The 18,270-nt window shown below is 56.5% G+C and carries 9 protein-coding genes; all 9 read left to right on the top strand.

Going from position 1 to position 18,270, the window contains the following annotated elements:
• Positions 1-34: 34 nt before the first annotated feature.
• The 9 genes from QVP03_RS07840 to QVP03_RS07800 all read left to right on the top strand — a co-directional run bounded on the left by QVP03_RS07840 (position 35) and on the right by QVP03_RS07800 (position 18,117).
• Positions 35-3,181, top strand: a complete 3,147-nt coding sequence (locus tag QVP03_RS07840) for a SusC/RagA family TonB-linked outer membrane protein (protein ID WP_288210701.1) — start codon at positions 35-37, stop codon at positions 3,179-3,181.
• 18 nt (positions 3,182-3,199) lie between these two features.
• Positions 3,200-4,669: a RagB/SusD family nutrient uptake outer membrane protein gene (locus QVP03_RS07835; RefSeq protein WP_022332952.1), complete on the top strand. Its 1,470-nt coding sequence runs from the start codon at positions 3,200-3,202 to the stop codon at positions 4,667-4,669.
• A 549-nt stretch (positions 4,670-5,218) separates the two neighbouring features.
• Positions 5,219-8,452, top strand: coding sequence for a SusC/RagA family TonB-linked outer membrane protein (locus tag QVP03_RS07830; protein WP_022332951.1), 3,234 nt, complete (start codon positions 5,219-5,221; stop codon positions 8,450-8,452).
• A 25-nt stretch (positions 8,453-8,477) separates the two neighbouring features.
• Complete coding sequence (locus tag QVP03_RS07825; RefSeq protein ID WP_022332950.1) at positions 8,478-10,103, top strand: RagB/SusD family nutrient uptake outer membrane protein; 1,626 nt, start codon at positions 8,478-8,480, stop codon at positions 10,101-10,103.
• Between the two features lie 43 nt (positions 10,104-10,146).
• Positions 10,147-12,639 carry a hypothetical protein gene (locus QVP03_RS07820; protein WP_022332949.1) on the top strand — a complete coding sequence of 831 codons (2,493 nt, stop codon included), beginning with the start codon at positions 10,147-10,149 and terminating at the stop codon, positions 12,637-12,639.
• 83 nt (positions 12,640-12,722) lie between these two features.
• Positions 12,723-14,756: a S8 family peptidase gene (locus QVP03_RS07815; protein WP_022332948.1), complete on the top strand. Its 2,034-nt coding sequence runs from the start codon at positions 12,723-12,725 to the stop codon at positions 14,754-14,756.
• A 28-nt stretch (positions 14,757-14,784) separates the two neighbouring features.
• Positions 14,785-15,249 (top strand): lipocalin family protein, encoded by a 465-nt coding sequence (locus QVP03_RS07810; protein ID WP_022332947.1) that lies wholly within the window; start codon positions 14,785-14,787, stop codon positions 15,247-15,249.
• A 339-nt stretch (positions 15,250-15,588) separates the two neighbouring features.
• A complete protein-coding gene (locus tag QVP03_RS07805) occupies positions 15,589-16,776 on the top strand; it encodes an FprA family A-type flavoprotein (protein ID WP_022332946.1) in 1,188 nt (395 codons plus the stop codon).
• A gap of 27 nt (positions 16,777-16,803) precedes the next feature.
• Positions 16,804-18,117, top strand: a complete 1,314-nt coding sequence (locus QVP03_RS07800; RefSeq protein ID WP_174760568.1) for a UDP-glucose dehydrogenase family protein — start codon at positions 16,804-16,806, stop codon at positions 18,115-18,117.
• Positions 18,118-18,270 lie beyond the last annotated feature (153 nt).

The following is an 18,270-nucleotide window of genomic DNA, read 5'->3' as shown; positions in this document are numbered from 1 at the left end:
GGTAAGAAAAATTGTACTATCGTTAATTGCCGTTTTGGTATGCGGGTTATACGTATCCGCCCAGAACAGGCAGGTTTCCGGTACAGTTACCGATGCCGCCGGTGCTCCGGTGGCTGGAGCCACAGTCATGGTCGAGGGCCAGCATATCGGTACCACGACAGGTACGAACGGCACCTTCTCGCTTGCAGCCCCTGCAAACGGGAAACTGGTCGTTTCGTTCATCGGGTATGACACCGAGACCGTCGCGATCGCCGGGCACACCCATGTTTCGGTGACGCTCAAGGAGAACGCACAGGCGATCGACAATGTAGTCATCACGGCCTTCGGTGAAATCAAGAAGAAGGATTTTACCGGTTCGATCGCATCGGTTTCGGCCGGTGAAATATCAAAGACCACCGTTGCTTCCGCTTCGCGAATGCTGGAAGGCGCCGTTACCGGTGTGCAGTCGTACAGCTCTACGGGACAGCCCGGTGACGACGCTTCGATCATCATCCGCGGTATCGGTTCGATCAACGGAACCCAGACCGCACTGATCGTCGTCGACGGCGTGCCTTATTCGTCGGCGCTTTCGACGATCAACCCGCTCGATATCGAGTCGATCGTCGTGTCGAAGGATGCCGCTGCCAATGCGCTGTACGGTTCGCGTGCCGCAAACGGCGTGGTTTTCGTCACTACGAAGAAGGGAACGCGCAACCAGAAGGCCAACATCATGTTCGAAGCCAAGTGGGGTTGGAATCAGCAGGGTATCAAAGAGCATGAGACCATGCAGAACCCCGGCGACTATTACGAATATGTATACGGCGGGCTTTATAACTACCTTGAGGCGAATAATCCGGGGGCGAGCCATGCTGTGCTTGCCAATGCGGCGAACTCCAACCTCATGCCCGTGCTCGGAAACTACATGGCCTACAAGATCCCGGACGGCACGACGCTGATCGACCCCGCCACGGGCAAGCTCAATTCCGACGCGAAACTGCTCTATGCCGACAACTACGACGACTACCTGTTCACCAAGCAGTTCCGTCAGGAATACACGCTGAGCATCAGCGGCGGCAACGACAAGATGGACTACTACGTTTCGGGCAGCTTCCTCGAAGACCCCTCGTATGTAATCATGTCGGGATTCAAGCGTTACTCGGGTCGCGCCGCCTTCAATGCACAGGCCACCAAATGGCTGAAGGTCGGGACGAACCTTTCGTATGCCCGCCGCGATATTGACAGCCCCGGCTATTCGGGCGCCAACACGGGCAACGTGTTCCTGTGGACGATGTGGCAGAACCCCACCGTGCCGTACTACGCCCGCGACCTGGACGGTAACATCCGTTACAATGCCGACGGCACGAAGATGTACGAGCAGGGCAACGGCACGACCCTTTCGCCCTACGGTGCAACGCAGGATCAGTTCAACTCGTTCAACAACTTCGCGCACCCCATGCAGTCGATGAGCCGCGATATCAACAACTCGGTTCGCGACAACCTCTACGCCAATTTCTACGGCGAGGTCGTATTCCTGAAGGATTTCAAGTTCACGGCCAACTTCACGCTGGACAACGTGTACCGGATGGATACCTTCTATTATAACAATGAATACGGTACGGCTGCCACGTCGACCAACAACGGTCTTGTCGAGAAGTACAACAACAACTATTTCTCGTACAACACCCAGCAGATGCTCAACTGGAACAAGACCATCAAGGAGAACCACAACTTCGACGTGCTGATCGGCCACGAGTTCGGTAAGACCGACACGCGCGTCGTGGACGCCTACAAGAAAAATATTTTCTACCCGGGCATCCCCGAACTGGGCAACGCCGTTTCTCAGTACCAAAACGGTTCGACCTCGAGCACCGTGGTGACCGCCATCGAAGGCTATTTCGCACGTGTGAACTATAACTACGCCGGCAAGTATTTCTTCTCGGGTTCGTACCGCTACGACGGATCGTCGCGCTTCAAGTACGACAAGTGGGGCCACTTCTGGTCTGTGGGCGCCGCATGGCGTATCAAGGGCGAGAGCTTCATGGACAACGCTACGTGGGTCGACGAACTGAAACTGCGCGTCAACTACGGTGTGGCCGGCAACCAGCTTTCGGCTTCGTATCCCTACACCAACCTCTGGACGATCGGGGAAACCAACGGCCAGATCGGCATTACGCAAGCCAGCACGGGTAACCGCAATCTTTCGTGGGAGCGCAACTACCAGATCGACCTGGGTATCGATTTCCGCCTGTGGAACCGTTTTTACGGTACGGTCGACTACTATAACCGCCGTACGCACGACCTGATCTGGAACCGTCCGACCCCGTCGTCGACGGGCCTTGCGAGCCGCCTGGAAAACGTCGGTATCCTGGCTAACCGCGGTTTCGAAATCGACCTGGGCGTGGACATCCTCAAGCATAAGGATCTCTACTGGAACTTCGCGGTCAACGCCTCGTTCGCACGCAACCGCCTGATCGACTATCCTTCGGAGCTGGGCAACCCGGCGTTGGGCGGCGACTACATCAGCGGTAATTTCCTGCGCGGCAAAGGCAAGTCCTACTACAACCTCTACCTCTTCAAGTTTGCCGGCGTAGATCCCGAAACCGGCCAGGAGACGTTCTGGAAAGATGTCGTGGACGGCGAAGGCAAGGTTACGGGCCGTGAAAAGACCTTCAATATCAACGAAGCCACGCAGTACGAGATTGGCGATGCGCTGCCCGACGTGACGGGTGGTTTTCGCACCTCGTTCCGCTGGAAGAACTTCGATTTCATGCTGGCTGCGGCTTACCAGATCGGCGGCCGCCAGTGGGACGGCAACTCGGCCAACGTATATGATCCGGGACGTGCCGGTTTTGTAGCCTCGCAAGACCTCGTGGGCAACACCTGGACGCCGGAGCATACCAATGCCAAATTCCCCAAGCTGATGTTCAACGGCACCTGGAATTTCGTACGTTCGAACTGCGACTACCTCTACCGCGATGCTTCCTACTTCAGCCTCAAGACGATCAACGTCGGCTATACGCTGCCCAAGCGCTGGACGTCGAAGATCTGCATCGAGTCGCTGCGTGTCTTCTTCGCCGCCGACAACCTCTACTTCACCTCCGCGCATACGGGCTTCGACCCGCGTACCGCTTACACGGGACAGAACGCATTCGGGTTCCCGCAGGCGAAGACCTTTACTTTCGGTATTACGATGAACTTATAATAAACGAGATATTAGCGTATGAAAAACATAGTATATTACATCGCAATAGCTACGGTGCTCCTGTTCGCATCCTGTGCGAGCGAGCTCGACACCGAGCCTTCGGGCAGCCAGGTGTCGGATGAGCAGCTGAGCGAACTGATCAAGGAGAATGCCGACCTCGTGCTCGCACCCATGATGCAGGGAGCCGTCAACTACATGCATACCGGCAACCGTCTGGCAGGAACCAACGACCGCGGATTCATGGTCTGGAATCTGGGTATGGATTTGCAGGGCAACGATATGGTGCTCACGAAACTGACCAACTGGTTTGCCGACGAATATATGTTCGAAAGCATCCGTGCCCAGACCAATGCCTATACGGCAGACCGCTGGTACTGTTACTACAAGATCGTCTATCAGTCGAACCAGATCCTCGACCTGATCCCCGACGATGCTACGGGCAAGGCGCTGGTATATAAGGCTCAGGCGCTGACCTACCGCGCGCTGGCTTACTATTACCTGATGTGCGTTTACCAGGACGACTACATGCACGGCGGCAAGGATAAGGCGGGTGTCCCCCTCTATCTGACCGTCGAGGGTGCCAAGGGACGCACCCCGTCGACCGAGGTTTACAGCACGATCACGACCGACCTGCAGAATGCCATCGCCCTGTTCGAGCAGGAGGGCTACGATCCCATGAGCTCGACGGCTGACATCGACCAGACGGTTGCGAACATGGTGCTGGCGCGCGTGGCGCTGACCACAGGCGATTACACCACGGCAGCCAATGCTGCCGGGGCGGTGATTTCGGCAGGCTACTCGCTCATGAACGAGGAGCAGTATACGACTTCGGGTTTCCAGAGCACCTCGCTTCCCGAGACCATCTGGGGCTACACGTGGGCTGCTTCCACGTCGCTCGGCAACCGTTCCTTCGCATCGTTCATGTCGATCACGGCTGTGGACAATGCCAACAACAAGGGTATCTACATGGCTATCGACGACCAGCTCTATAATCAGATCGCAGCTACCGACTACCGCAAGAAGAATTTCAATGCGACCGAGACCACGGTCGGGGAGTTCACCTATCCGGCCTATTCGAACGTCAAGTTCAACACCCCGACCTACGAGGCTGACGAAATCTACATGCGCCTGTCGGAGGCATACCTGCTGAAGGCCGAGGCCGAAGCCCGCGGCGGCAACAGTTCCGCAGCCCAGCAGACGCTTTACGACCTGGTGTCGAAGCGCGATTCGGGTTATGCAAAGTCCTCGAATACGGGCGAAGCACTGCTGAAGGAGATCTTCCTGCAGAGCCGTATCGAACTCTGGGGTGAGGGGCACGAATTCTTTACCAACAAGCGCTTCAACGTCGGTGTAGACCGTACGGCATCCTCCAACCACACGCACAAGCTGGTCAAGGCTGCCGGCAAGGAATTCACCTACCAGATTCCGCTGTCGATCGAGCTGAACAGCAATCCATACATCAATGCGGCCGACCAGAATCCGCTTTAGTGGTTAATACTTATTTTCTGGGCCCGGAAGTCGTGACGCTTCCGGGTTTTTTTATGCCCGTACCGTCCGGTGAGCAGTGTGCGTATTGATAGCCCCTCCCTGTCGCTGCCGGGATTCCGGCAGGGGGGCTTATGATGCCCGGGATAGCGTTACGGCATCCGGAGTATTGCCGCGATGCCCGGCGGAATTACCCGGATAAATCCTGATACGGGTTCCGGCAACTGTAATCCATACGGATTTTTTGGATTATATTGAGTCATATTATTCCATCCCGTTGATTTTCGGGGAATCGCAGGGCATTACCAGTCGTTTCCCGGTTATGTATTGGTAACTCAAGATATATGGCAAGCAGTCGTTAATATGCTGTAAATTAATTTTATACACCGCACCCTCAGGTAACTTTCAAGTTACCGCGCCTTTTCAAAACCGGATCGCAATCTCGCGTTCACTCAACTATATATATGATATTCAGTATCTTACCAGAATCGTAAAATCCTGCTCACAGGCTGTTGGGTTTTTATTTTAAAAAACCAATTAAAATTAACGCTTATGGTAAGAAAAATTGTACTATCGTTAATTGCTGTTTTGGTACTCGGGCTATACGCATTCGCCCAAAACAAGCAGGTCTCCGGTACAGTTTCTGACGCAAACGGGAATCCCGTTGCGGGCGCTACTGTCATGGTAGACGGTACTTCGATCGGTACTACGACCAACGCGGCAGGCCAGTACTCACTTTCGGCTCCGGCTGACGGCACCCTTTCGGTGACGTTCATCGGATATGTGGGGCAGCAGCTCCCTATCGCTGGCAAATCGCGCATCGACGTGACTATGCACGAAGATACACAGGCGATCGACGACGTGATCGTCGTGGCGTTCGGTACCTCCAAAAAGGAGGCGTTTACCGGTTCCGCGACCGTCATCAAGGCGGATGACATCGCAAAGTCGCAGCAGTCGAACGTCGCCCAGTCGCTGGCCGGTAAGGTTGCCGGTGTCCAGATATCCAACGAATCGGGTAAACCGGGTGCCAACCCGATCGTCCGCATCCGTGGATTCAGTTCGATCAACGCCGAGAAAGACCCCCTGTGGATCGTGGACGGAACTCCCTACGAAGGAGACCTGAACAACCTGAACCCCAACGACATCGAGTCGATGACCGTTCTGAAGGACGCAGCATCCAACGCCCTTTACGGTGCGCGTGGTGCCAACGGTGTCATCATGGTCACGACCAAAAAGGCCCGTGGACAGGAAGCCACCGTCACGGTAGATGCCAAGTGGGGTGTGAACTCGCGCGCGATGCAGTCATACGACTACATCAAAAACCCGGCCCAGTATTATGAAACATACTACACGGCCCTGAACAGCTACTACCGGTCACAGGGCATGAGCGAGAGCACGGCACACGCCATGGCCAACAAGAACCTGGCCGCCTCGAAGAACGACGGCGGTCTGGGCTACATGGTTTACAGCGTGCCCGACGGCCAGTCGGTTATCGGCACAAACGGGAAACTCAATCCCAATGCTACGCTGGGCAACCGGGTCGTTTATAACGGACAGGAGTACCTGCTTACCCCCGACGACTGGGAAGATATTGCTTTCCGCTCTTCGATGCGTCAGGAGTACAACGTGAGCGTATCGGGCGCCACGGATCGCAGTACGTTCTACGCCTCGTTCGGCTACCTGAATAACGAAGGTATCACCGAAAACTCGAATATGGAACGCTACACCGCCCGTCTGAAAGCCGATTACCAGGCCAAAAAATGGCTGAAGGTCGGTGCCAACGCTGGTTACGCCAACTTCACCTACAATTCGCTGAGCGCGGACGGGCAGGGAAACTCTTCGGCCAACCTCTTCGCCTTCACCTCGTCCATACCCCCCATCTATCCCCTCTACGTCCGTGACGGGCAGGGAAATATCATGAAGAACGACGCCGGCATCACGATGTACGACTACGGAAACGGAATGAACGCCGGTTTGACCCGTCCCCTGCTGCCGAACGCGAACGGTCTGGCGGATTCCCGCCTGAACACCGACCGTTCGGAAGGCAATGCCTTCAACGGCACGGGATTCTTCGACATATTGTTCCTGAAGGATTTCAAATTCACTTTCAATGTAGGTGTTTCGCTCGACGAGACCCGCCGGACGACCGTACAGAACCCCTATTTCGGACAGTTCGCCGACGAGAACGGTATCATAGGCAAATACCATACGCGTGATTTCTCGCACAACCTTCAGCAGATCCTCAACTACACCAAAGTCATCGGCAAGCACAATGTCAATGTAATGCTCGGCCATGAATACTACCAGCGCAGGCAGTACCTGCTTTACGGCAGCACGGGCAACATGTTCTCGCCCGACAACGACGAACTGGCCGGTGCGATAATCGACAAGCAGAGCGCAACCTCGTATGTCATCACCTATAATAATGAAGGCTATTTCGGCCGCGCGCAGTACGATTACGACGGTAAATATTTCTTCTCGGCTTCGTACCGCCGCGATGCCTCGTCGCGCTTCCATCCCTCGCACCGCTGGGGCAACTTCTGGTCGGTAGGTACCGCATGGATCGTAACCAAGGAGAATTTCATGTCCGGGACGCACGGCTGGCTCGACATGCTGAAGGTCAAGGCATCGATCGGTTCGCAGGGTAATGACAAAATCGGTGACTACCGTTATGTGGATACCTACCGGCTCGCCTCGTCGAATGGAGAGATGTCCGTAGCATTCCTGGAGAAAGGTAATCCCAACATCACCTGGGAGACCAATACCAACTTCAACGCCGGTATCGAATTCGGCGTACTCCAGAACCGCATATCGGGTAGCATCGAGTACTTCAACCGCAAGACGACCGACATGCTGATGGCATTCCCCACGGCACCGTCGCTGGGTTACTCTTCCTACTATGCCAACGTCGGCGACATGTCCAACAAAGGTATCGAGGTCGACCTGAACTTCACCCCGATCCGCAGCAAAAACGTGCAGTGGGACATCAACGTCAACCTGACGCACCTCAAGAACAAGATCATTTCATTGCCTCCCGAACGCCGCACCATAGAGGTGGAGGGTTATTACGGCTACGGCGGCAGTAGCTTCTTCTACGGCGAAGGGCTGCCGCTGTATACCTTCCATATGAAGAAATACGCCGGCGTCTCGGAGGACGGACGCTCCATGTGGTATAAGGATGTAAAGGACAAGGACGGGAAGCCGACGGGTGAACGAACGACCACCACAGCCCATTCGGAAGCTAGCGATTACCTCTGCGGCAATGCGATCCCCGACCTTTACGGCGGCTTCGGCACGAGCGTTTCGTTCTTCGGGTTCGATTTCGGCATCAACTTCAACTACCAGATCGGCGGCAAGATCTACGACTCGGGGTATGCCGCAGCGATGAGCACGCCGACCCCGACCGGCAGCATCGGCGTGAACTGGCACAAGGACATACTCAACGCATGGACACCGGAGAATCCGAACTCGAACATTCCGCGTATGCAGTACGGCGATTCGAACACGACGGATACCTCCGACCGTTTCCTGATCGACGCAAGCTACCTGACCCTGCAGAACATCAACTTCGGCTATACACTGCCGTCGAAGTTCACCCAGAAATTCGGAGTCGGCAAGATGCGTATCTACCTCGCCTGCGAAAACGTATTCTATTGGTCCAAGCGTAAGGGACTGGATCCGCGCTACGCAGACAATACGGACAACCAGGGCGTTCTGGGAACCTCGAATTACGCAACCTATTCTCCGATACGCACCATCTCGGGCGGTATCAATATCCAATTCTAATCCATAACCAGCTAATTATTCGGATATGAAAAATATACTGAAAATATCTATAGCAGCCCTTGCTTCGGCTGCACTGCTTAGCGGGTGCATCAAGGAAACATTCCCGACCGACAGGGCCACATCCGACCAGATCGCAGGTTCCCCCTCGGCCCTCGAAGCGATGGTGAAAGGTATCCCCACGGCGCTTATCCAGGTTAAGTCGCTTACCGACTACGGCAATATGCACTGGAATTTCTCCCTCCCGGCCATCCACCTCGCTACCGATTCAGCAGCAGGCGACATGGCCATAACGGGCGATACGGGCTACGACTGGTTCAGCCAGTGGGGCGCCAACGATGCTCTCGCAGAGAACTACGCGGCCAATCTCCTGACCTGGAACAACTATTTCACTTGGATCAAGTCGACCAACGACATCATCAGCACCATCGACCCGGAAGCTCTCACGACCACGACCAAGCATATCCTCGGCTTCGCTTACGCTTACCGGGCTTCGTTCTACCTCGACCTGGTACGTCTCTATGAGTTCAAGGAGAATAAATACACGTCCGCAGACGGAGTGCTCGGCCTTGCCGTACCTATCGTAACCGAGACCACGACCGAGGCCGAAGCTAAGGCCAATCCCCGTGCGTCGGCAGCCGACGTCTACGAGAAAGTGATCTTCCCCGACCTCGAAAAGGCGGCGACATACCTTTCCGATTACTCGGCGACAGATCCCTACACGCCCAGTTTGGCTATGGTCTATGGGCTCCAGGCACGTGCTTATCTGGAACGCGGTACTGCCGACAACAATCCCGATGCTTACAAGAAGGCCGCAGAGTATGCCCGCAAAGCCATCACCACGAGCGGTTGCACACCCCTGACCCAGGCACAGTGGGAGGATCCGACGACCGGTTTCAATAGTGCGACGGCAAACAAATCGTGGATCTGGGGCCTGCCGATCACCAGCGACAACGTTTCCAACCTGCTGAACTTCCAGGCCCACATCGGTAACGAGGAGTCGTGGGGATACGGACACCAGGTAGGCCGTGCCATTGACAAGGCCCTCTACAACAAGATCGACAACAAGGATTTCCGCAAGCATTCGTGGCTCGATCCCGACCGCAATTTCTACGCGTACAAGAGTTGCCGCCCCAACGGCAGTGCATACTTCGCAACGCTGAAAGACTATGTCAATATCAAGTTCCGTCCCGCCCAGGGCAACTATACCGACTTCAAAGTCGGCGGGGCTACGGATATTCCCTGCATGCGCGTCGAGGAGATGTACCTTATCGAAGCGGAAGCTACGGCGCAAAGCAATATCGTCGCCGCCCGTGAACTGCTTAACGAATTCATGAAGTACCGTTTCACCGACGGCTCGTACGATTGTAGCGAACGCACGCCGACACTCAAGAGTTTCATCGAGGAGCTGATCCTCCAAAAACGCATCGAGTTCTGGGGCGAGGGTATCATCATGTTCGACCTGAAACGTCTGGATATGTCCATGACCCGCGGCTACAAGGGTACCAATTCTCCTTCCGATTATCGTTTGAACACCGACGGCCGCGCTCCCCACTGGAATTTTGTCATTACCCGTGGTGAAATCCAGAACAACCCCGCCGTAGTCAACAACCCCGACCCCTCGGGCAAGATAACGCCTTGGACGGATAAGTAACGGCAATATGCAAAATTTGCTTTAATACCAAAGACCGAATAGTATGAAAACAATCAAATATATATTGTACGCGCTCACAGCGACATTCGTGCTCGCAAGTTGCTCGGACGACATTAAGTATACTCCCGGCGAAGGCGAAGACACGGACTGCTACGGCGTTTATTTTCCCTCGCAGGAAAATGCCGGCGACCAAGAGCTCGATCCGGCGGAGCCTACGACCCTGACCTTCACGGCCATGCGCAAGAACTACAACGATGCGATCACCGTGCCTGTGGAAGTCAGCAGCACCCAGGACGGCCTTTTCACGGTCTCGGAAATCAAATTCGAGGCCGGACAGGAAGCAACCACGTTCTCGGTGGACTTCCCCGGAGCTGAGGTCGGTAAGACCTACGATTGCTCCATCGTGGTGAAGGACAAGAAATACGCACTGCTTTACGGAGAATATTCCAACGGGCTCGATTTCAGCGTCACCCGCGTCCAGTGGGATCTCGTGAAGGGCCCCAACGGTGAAACCAAAGGCACGTGGCGCGACGACTTCTTCACGGCGATAATGGGCTCCAACATAAAGGAAAACGGTGTCCCCAATGCAGAAAAGGAAGTCGAGATTTACGAACGTGCCGACATGAAGGGTTACTACCGTATCAAGGATATTTATGACGAAGCCTACATGGCCAAAATCGTCGGTGGAAGGTATTCCAACGTTCCCTCCGTTCCGACCTATACCATCATCGACGCGCGGGATCCCGAAAAAGTATGGTTCCCGGTACAGCCGACAGGTTTTGAGATCAACGACGTAGGTTACGAAGACAACGGCGCATTCGTGATCGTTTCGTTCTGCCAGGAGAATTATCCCGGCATGGCTTCGGCCACGATGTACGGCACGCTGGAAAACGGCGTCCTCACCTTCCCGCCGAAGGCGATCCTTCTGACGACACCTTCGCTATGGGAAGCAACCAGCTACTTCAAGGCCAATACCGAAATGACCCGCCTGTTGTTCCCGGGCGCGGTAAGCTACGATTACTCGGTAGCCTTCGAGAAGTCGGCGCCCGCAGACGGCAAGGTCGCCATCACGGCTACGCTCGGCAACGACGTCGACAAGGTGAAATATGCCTTCTTCGAGGGTGCGCTCAGCGAGTCGCTCGCTGCGGCCAAATCGGGAGACATCGACGCAGGGACGATCCCGAGCGAGGAGATCACGGCTTCGGGTACGATCACCGCCGTCATGGAGAAGACCGGCATCTACACCATCGTCGGCAATTCTTATGACGAAAAAGGCAACCTCCAGAAATACGGGTACGTATCGTTCGGTTACGTCAAGGCCGGCGAGGAGAAACCCGTCATAATGAGCGTCCGCACAGAGCTTACGTGGGAGTATGAGTCCCAAGGCTACACCCCGGAAAACTCGATCAAGGGGATCCTGTTCGGCGAGGAGATCGCATCGGGGTACATCGGCCTGTTCACGACGGCTTCGACCCAGGACATGAACGAATCGCAGCTGATCGCGGGTGTCAAGGCATCCGGCAAGGCACTTACCACAGCTCAACTCGAAAAGATTAACGGCACAGGTTACGCTCCGTTCTATACGGGTCTGTCGGCAGGTACAAGTTACACCCTGCTGGTATACGCCGACAACGGTTACAACGGCAAACTGTTCGCCGTAGAACAGACTACTGCCGGCAAGGCAGATCCGCTGCAGCGCAAATACACGATCGACGACCTCTATGTGTTCAGCGATAAAGCCCAACTGTTCAAGACATGGAACCTGTGGGGAATCAGCAACGACGGCTCCGGTAAAACGGATCGCAGCAAGATCGGCCAGGTCGTCTTCTCGGAGAATGAGACCGACGACACCAACAATCTGGATGCAATCAATGTTGCGGGCCTCTCGCTCGGAGCCAATAACGAAGACACGGTTGTCTGGGAGTGGTACAACGGGATCATCTATGTTCTGAAAGGGCAGCCCATGGGCACCATTCCGTACCTGGGAGCGACGCTCTATCTCAAGTATTACATTCTGGACAAAGAAACGGGCATGGGTTCCGACGCAATCGACGGCATGATGATCGGAGGTGTCACGGAAGACGGGTATCTCGCCCTGATTTGTGGCCCCGACTGGTCGGATCAGTATAATTTCGACACCATATTAGTCAAGGCATACACGGATGCCAACTATACGAACTCGATCGGCAACTGGGAAAGCTATACGTCCCCGCTGATGGTACCGGCGACCGGTAGCAACACGGGAGCAGCCGCACCGCGCAAGGTTGCTTCGGATAAGATGCTGACCCTCTCGAAGGAAATCTCCATCAACCCCTCGAACTATGTCGAACTGCGCGGCCGCGAACGTGCTCACGCCCTGATCGACGAACTGTTCGGCAAGCCCGTCAACCGCGGCGCGAACCCGCTCGAAGGTGAGGTGTCCGTTCGGATCGCAACTCCCGCGATGAGTTCGTTCTCCGAAGGTTTTGCACCCCGGGCAAACACTCTGCAAAGCGGAGGCATGGAGAAAATGCCCCTGAAAAAAATGGCTAAATAATTTCAGTCGTTCACCCAATTAGTGATCAAGAGCGGTCTCCCCTTCCACCGGGGAGGGGAGACCCTCAAAAAATAACTCGGATTATGATTGATAAAAAATTACTACTCATTACGGCGCTTCTGCTTGCGAGTTGTACGTCAGACCCTATGACCGACGCAACCGACGGCGGTTCGCAGATACCCGCCACATCGCATAAGATCGTCAACACCTCGATCGACGCCGAAGCGGGCAGCCTGCTCGTTTATTTCGACGACGCAGCCATCGGCAGCCTCGAACAGGCCGCCGAAGCCGCCGCCAAGACACGGTCGGTCGCTACCCGCGCGGGTATCGTCTCCGTGGATGAAATACTTTCGGAGCTGAACGTCAGCTCCCTGAACCGCCTGTTCCCGGTAGACACACGCAACGAGGAGCGCACGCGCGCAGCCGGCCTGCACAAGTGGTACGAATTGCAGTTCGACACCGAAGTCGACCTGGATCTCGCCGCACAGAAACTGTCGGCCGTAGCCGAAGTGGCGAACATCCAGTTCAACACGAAGCTCGAAAAAATGTGGGACGGCAAGGCCACCCCGCTCCGTTCGGATGCGCCCGCCATGTCGGCAGACACACGTTCGATCGTATGGCCGTTCAACGACCCGGAATTGAAGCGCCAGTGGCACTATATCAACAAAGGCGACAAGGCCGTGGCACAGACCGCGCGCGAAGGTGCGGACATCAACGTGGAAGAGGCATGGAAACTCACGGCCGGAGATCCCAAGATCATCGTAGCCGTAGTCGACGAAGGCGTGAAATATACGCACCCCGACCTAGCTGCGAACATGTGGGTCAACACCAGGGAGATGACCGGAACCACGGGCGTCGATGACGACGGCAACGGTTACGTGGATGATTATTACGGGTACAATTTCGTTACGAACGGCCCCATCTCCTGGGATGTGGTCGACGCAAAGGGCGACGGCGACTCCGGTCACGGGACGCATACCGCAGGCACGGTAGCAGCGGTCAACAACAACGGCATCGGTGTCTGCGGAGTAGCGGGCGGCTCGGGCAACAACGACGGTGTACGGCTCATGTCGTGCCAGGCCCTGTCCGGTACGGCAGCAGGTTCGGGCACGACGGCCGTCATGGCAAGGGCATTCAAATACGCGGCCGACAACGGTGCTTCGATCATCCAGTGCTCGATGGGTATCAAGGGCGGTGGCTACACCTCCGACGACCAGTACGCCAAAAAAGCCAAAGCGGAGCATGACGCACTCGCCTATTTCATCGCCACGTCGAACTGCGACGCGATAGACGGCGGTCTGGTCATCTTCTCGGCCGGCAACGACGCACTCGACCGTGCCGGGTACCCCGGGGCGTTCCGCGATTATATTTCGGTAACCTCGTTCTCGCCCGACTTCCTGCCTGCAAGCTACACCAACTACGGCCCCGGCTGTAACATCTCGGCGCCGGGCGGCGACGCTTACATTGCAAGCAATTCGACCGCTACGGTACTTTCGACGATGCCTTCGGAAATGAACGAGGGTTCGGATTACGGCTATATGCAGGGAACCTCGATGGCCTGCCCGCACGTATCGGGCGTCGCCGCACTCGGCCTCTCCTATGCCGTGGCAAAAGGCAAGCACTACACCCGCAACGAGTTTATCAGCATGCTCCTCACCTCGGTGAACGACATGGAACGGTATCTCGACGGCACCAAAGAATCGAACGGCACGATGTACCTCGAAAAATACCGTAAGCAGTTGGGTACGGGCGCAGTAGACGCTTATCAACTGCTGATGCAGATCGAAGGCACGCCGTGCCTCAAGGTCGGTGTAGGGGCTGAAGAGCTCATTCCCCTGACGCAGTTCTTCGGCGGCAGCGCAACGAACCTCACCTACACCGATGTTTCGATGTCCGCAGCCGACATGGCCAAACTGGGGATCGAGGCTGCACCCACGATGGCGTACGGCAAACTGAAGATCAAATGCACCAAGTCCGGCGTGGCGAAGATCACGGTTACGGCAATCGGCGGCGGCGACAAGGTCGGCACGGGCAGCGTGATGGGCGGCATGACGATCACCAAGGAATTCGCCGTCATCGCCCGCGGCGTACAGGCCGGGAACGGAGGTTGGTTATAATACGAATTACGATAACAGCAAAAAGATCATGAGAAAGACTATCTATATTCTCTTTGCCATACTCGGCATGAGCCTGTTCGCAGGGTGCGACGACGACAACAAAGACAACAACACGCCGTTGGCCAAGCAACTCGTCGGAGAATGGCGCCTGACCTCATGGACAGGCCAGGCTCCGCAGGTGTTCGACGCCTACATCGCATTCGACGGCGGGTCGTTCACCATCTACCAGAAGATCGAATCCGTAAAGTACCAGAAATACACGGGCAGCTACTTGCTCAAAGGCGATGTACTTTCGGGAAATTACAGCGACAACACCCCCTGGGGAAGCTCGTACACGGTCACGGCAGACGAATCGTCCAACACCATCACGCTGACCAGCACGGCCGACACCGGCGACGTGTGCGTATACACTCGTGCGACGATTCCGGAGTCGGTAAAGAACGACGCGGTAAGCATGCAGGGCGTACGCTCGGATTTCTTCCGGTTGCTCTAAGCCCCGGCTTGTAATATTTCCAAAGCCTTCGGCACTTGCCGAAGGCTTTTTTTTACGCCTGTCCCCGATGCCGCAGTGCGGGTTCGCCATGCGCAAACGGCAAGCCCCCGGTCAACGCCACAGGCACCCCGCAGGCCGGAAAACCAGCTGCCCAGCCACCGCATCATGCGGGAATCGCTTTTTTTTCGGAAACAGATTTCACGCATATCCGAAAAAACGGTTATCTTTACGCAAATTTTTAATATCCGACGATAGGGAAAAATCCGGCAAGCAGGAAGGCACGCGCCGCTCCACTTTGGCACATTTTTCACTATCTTTGAAACAAATACGCCACGCACCATGAATATCACCGAAATTTTGCCCGGCATCCATTACGTCGGGGTCAACGATCGCACAACCACCCGTTTCGAAGGTCTCTGGTCGCTCCCGCAGGGGGTTTCATACAATGCCTATCTGGTTGCCGACGAAAAGGTCGCACTGATAGATACCGTCGAAGAGGGCTTCGGCAGCCGTCTGACAGAGAACATCCGCGAGGCCATCGGCGACCGCAAGATCGACTACCTGGTCATCAACCACATGGAACCCGACCACTCGTCGTCCGTGCGCGCACTGCGCATGCTCTACCCCGACATCCGAATCGTGGGCAACGCCAAGACGCTGCAGATGCTCCAGGGATTCTACGGCATCGACACCGGGACGCTCGAAGTCAAGGAGGGCGACAGCATATCGCTCGGCTCGAAAACGCTCTCGTTCTACATGGCGCCGATGGTACACTGGCCCGAAACGATGGTGACATGGTGTGCCGAGGCCGGCACGCTCTTCTCGGGCGATGCCTTCGGCACGTTCGGCGCCATCGACGGCGGCATCACCGACTCGCAGGTAGACCCGTCGCGCTACTGGGACGAAATGCGCCGCTACTACGCCTGCATCGTCGGCAAATACGGCGTGCCTGTGCAAAAGGCGCTCGCGAAGGTACGGGGCCTGAACCCCACGACCATTTGCTCGACCCACGGCCCCGTATGGCAGCGCGAGATCCCGCAGGTGATGGACGTCTACGACCGTCTGAGCCGCTACGCAGGCGAACCTGGCGTGGTGATCGCCTATGGCTCGATGTACGGCAATACGGAGCAGATGGCCGAGCGCATAGCGCGCGAACTGGCCGCCGAAGGCGTGGGCCCGATCGTCGTCCACAACATGTCCTACGCCGATGAATCCATCGTCCTGCGCGACGTGTTCCGTTACGACACGCTCATCGTGGGCGGCCCGACCTATAACGGAGGGCTCTACCCGCCCGTGGCACGCCTGCTCGACCTGATCGCGGCACGCTGCGTCCCGCAGCGCAACTTCGGTTGGTTCGGCTCCTTCTGCTGGGCGAGCGCCGCCGTGCGCTGCCTGGGCGAATTCGCACAGAAGATGAAGTGGGAGGCGATCTGCGAACCCGTGGAAATGAAGCAGGGTTTCTCACCGGCATGGCACGAGGCATGCCACGCGCTCGCAGCGCGGATCGCCGGGTGCATGCACCGCTAAACCAACCAAAAACTTGGACATAATATGATGAAAATCGCAGTCGTGGGTACGGGTTATGTCGGTCTGGTATCGGGTGCCTGTTTCGCAGAAATGGGACTCGATATTACGTGCGTCGATGTCGACAGGAAAAAGATCGACGCCCTGAACAACGGCCTCATCCCGATTTACGAGCCGGGGCTCGAAGAACTCGTCAAACGCAATGTCGAGGAGGGGCGCCTGCACTTCACGACCGAACTGACGGACTGTCTGGACAAGGTGGAAGTAGTCTTCTCGGCCGTCGGCACACCGCCCGACGAAGACGGTTCGGCAGACCTGAAATACGTGCTCGAAGTCGCCCGTACGTTCGGTCGCAACATCAAGAAGTATACGGTGCTCGTCACCAAAAGCACCGTACCCGTCGGTACGGCGCAGAAGGTCAAGGCCGTGATCCGGGAAGAGATAGACAAACGCGGCTGCAAGGTGCCGTTCGACGTGGCCTCGAACCCCGAATTCCTGAAGGAAGGCGCGGCCATCAAAGATTTCATGTCGCCCGACCGCGTGGTCGTAGGCGTCGAGAGCGAACGGGCGCGCAAGCTGATGACCCGCCTGTACCGTCCGTTCCTGATCAACAATTTCCGGGTACTGTTCATGGACATCCCCTCGGCGGAAATGACCAAATACGCGGCCAACGCCATGCTGGCGACCCGCATCTCGTTCATGAACGAGATCGCCAACCTCTGCGACCTGGTAGGGGCGAACGTCGAAATGGTGCGCAAGGGCATCGGATCCGATGCCCGCATCGGCAGCAAGTTCCTCTACCCCGGCTGCGGCTACGGCGGCTCGTGCTTCCCCAAGGACGTGAAAGCCCTGGCCCGTACGGCCCAGGAACACGGTTATACGATGCAGGTCATCGAGGCGGTGGAACGGGTCAACGAAGGGCAGAAATCCATCCTGTTCGGCAAACTGCAACGGGCGCTGGGCGACCTGCGCGGGAAAACCATCGCGATATGGGGCCTTGCATTCAAGCCCGAAACGGACGACATGCGCGAAGCGCCGGCACTGGTGGTGATCGACCTGTTGCGTAAGGCGGGCGCCACGGTTCGGGTCTACGACCCCGTGGCGATGGAGGAAGCCCGCCGCAGGATCGGCGACGAAGGGGTGCATTACGCAGGTTCGATGTACGAAGCCGCGGAGGGTGCCGATGCCATCGCGCTCGTCACGGAGTGGAAACAGTTCCGGATGCCCGACTGGCCGCAATTGCTCACGCTCATGCGCGACAACATCCTGGTCGACGGCCGCAACATCTTCGACAAGGAAGAGGTGCTCAACGCCGGGCTGCGCTACTACGGCATCGGAAAATAATACTCTTACGGCACAGGCATAACGACACAATCCCCGGAGCTTCTGCTTCGGGGATTGTCCTTGTCGCCTGCACCGCCTGCTACACCTACCCCGCGATGCGGCTCCCATCCCGAAAACCCGACGCAGCATAACGGCAAAACGAGAGGCGGGTCC

Source organism: Alistipes sp. CAG:29, assembly GCF_000435435.1.
Taxonomy (GTDB): domain Bacteria; phylum Bacteroidota; class Bacteroidia; order Bacteroidales; family Rikenellaceae; genus Alistipes; species Alistipes onderdonkii.
Note: the sequence above shows the minus strand (reverse complement) of the source record. Positions and strands in the feature narration are given on the sequence as shown.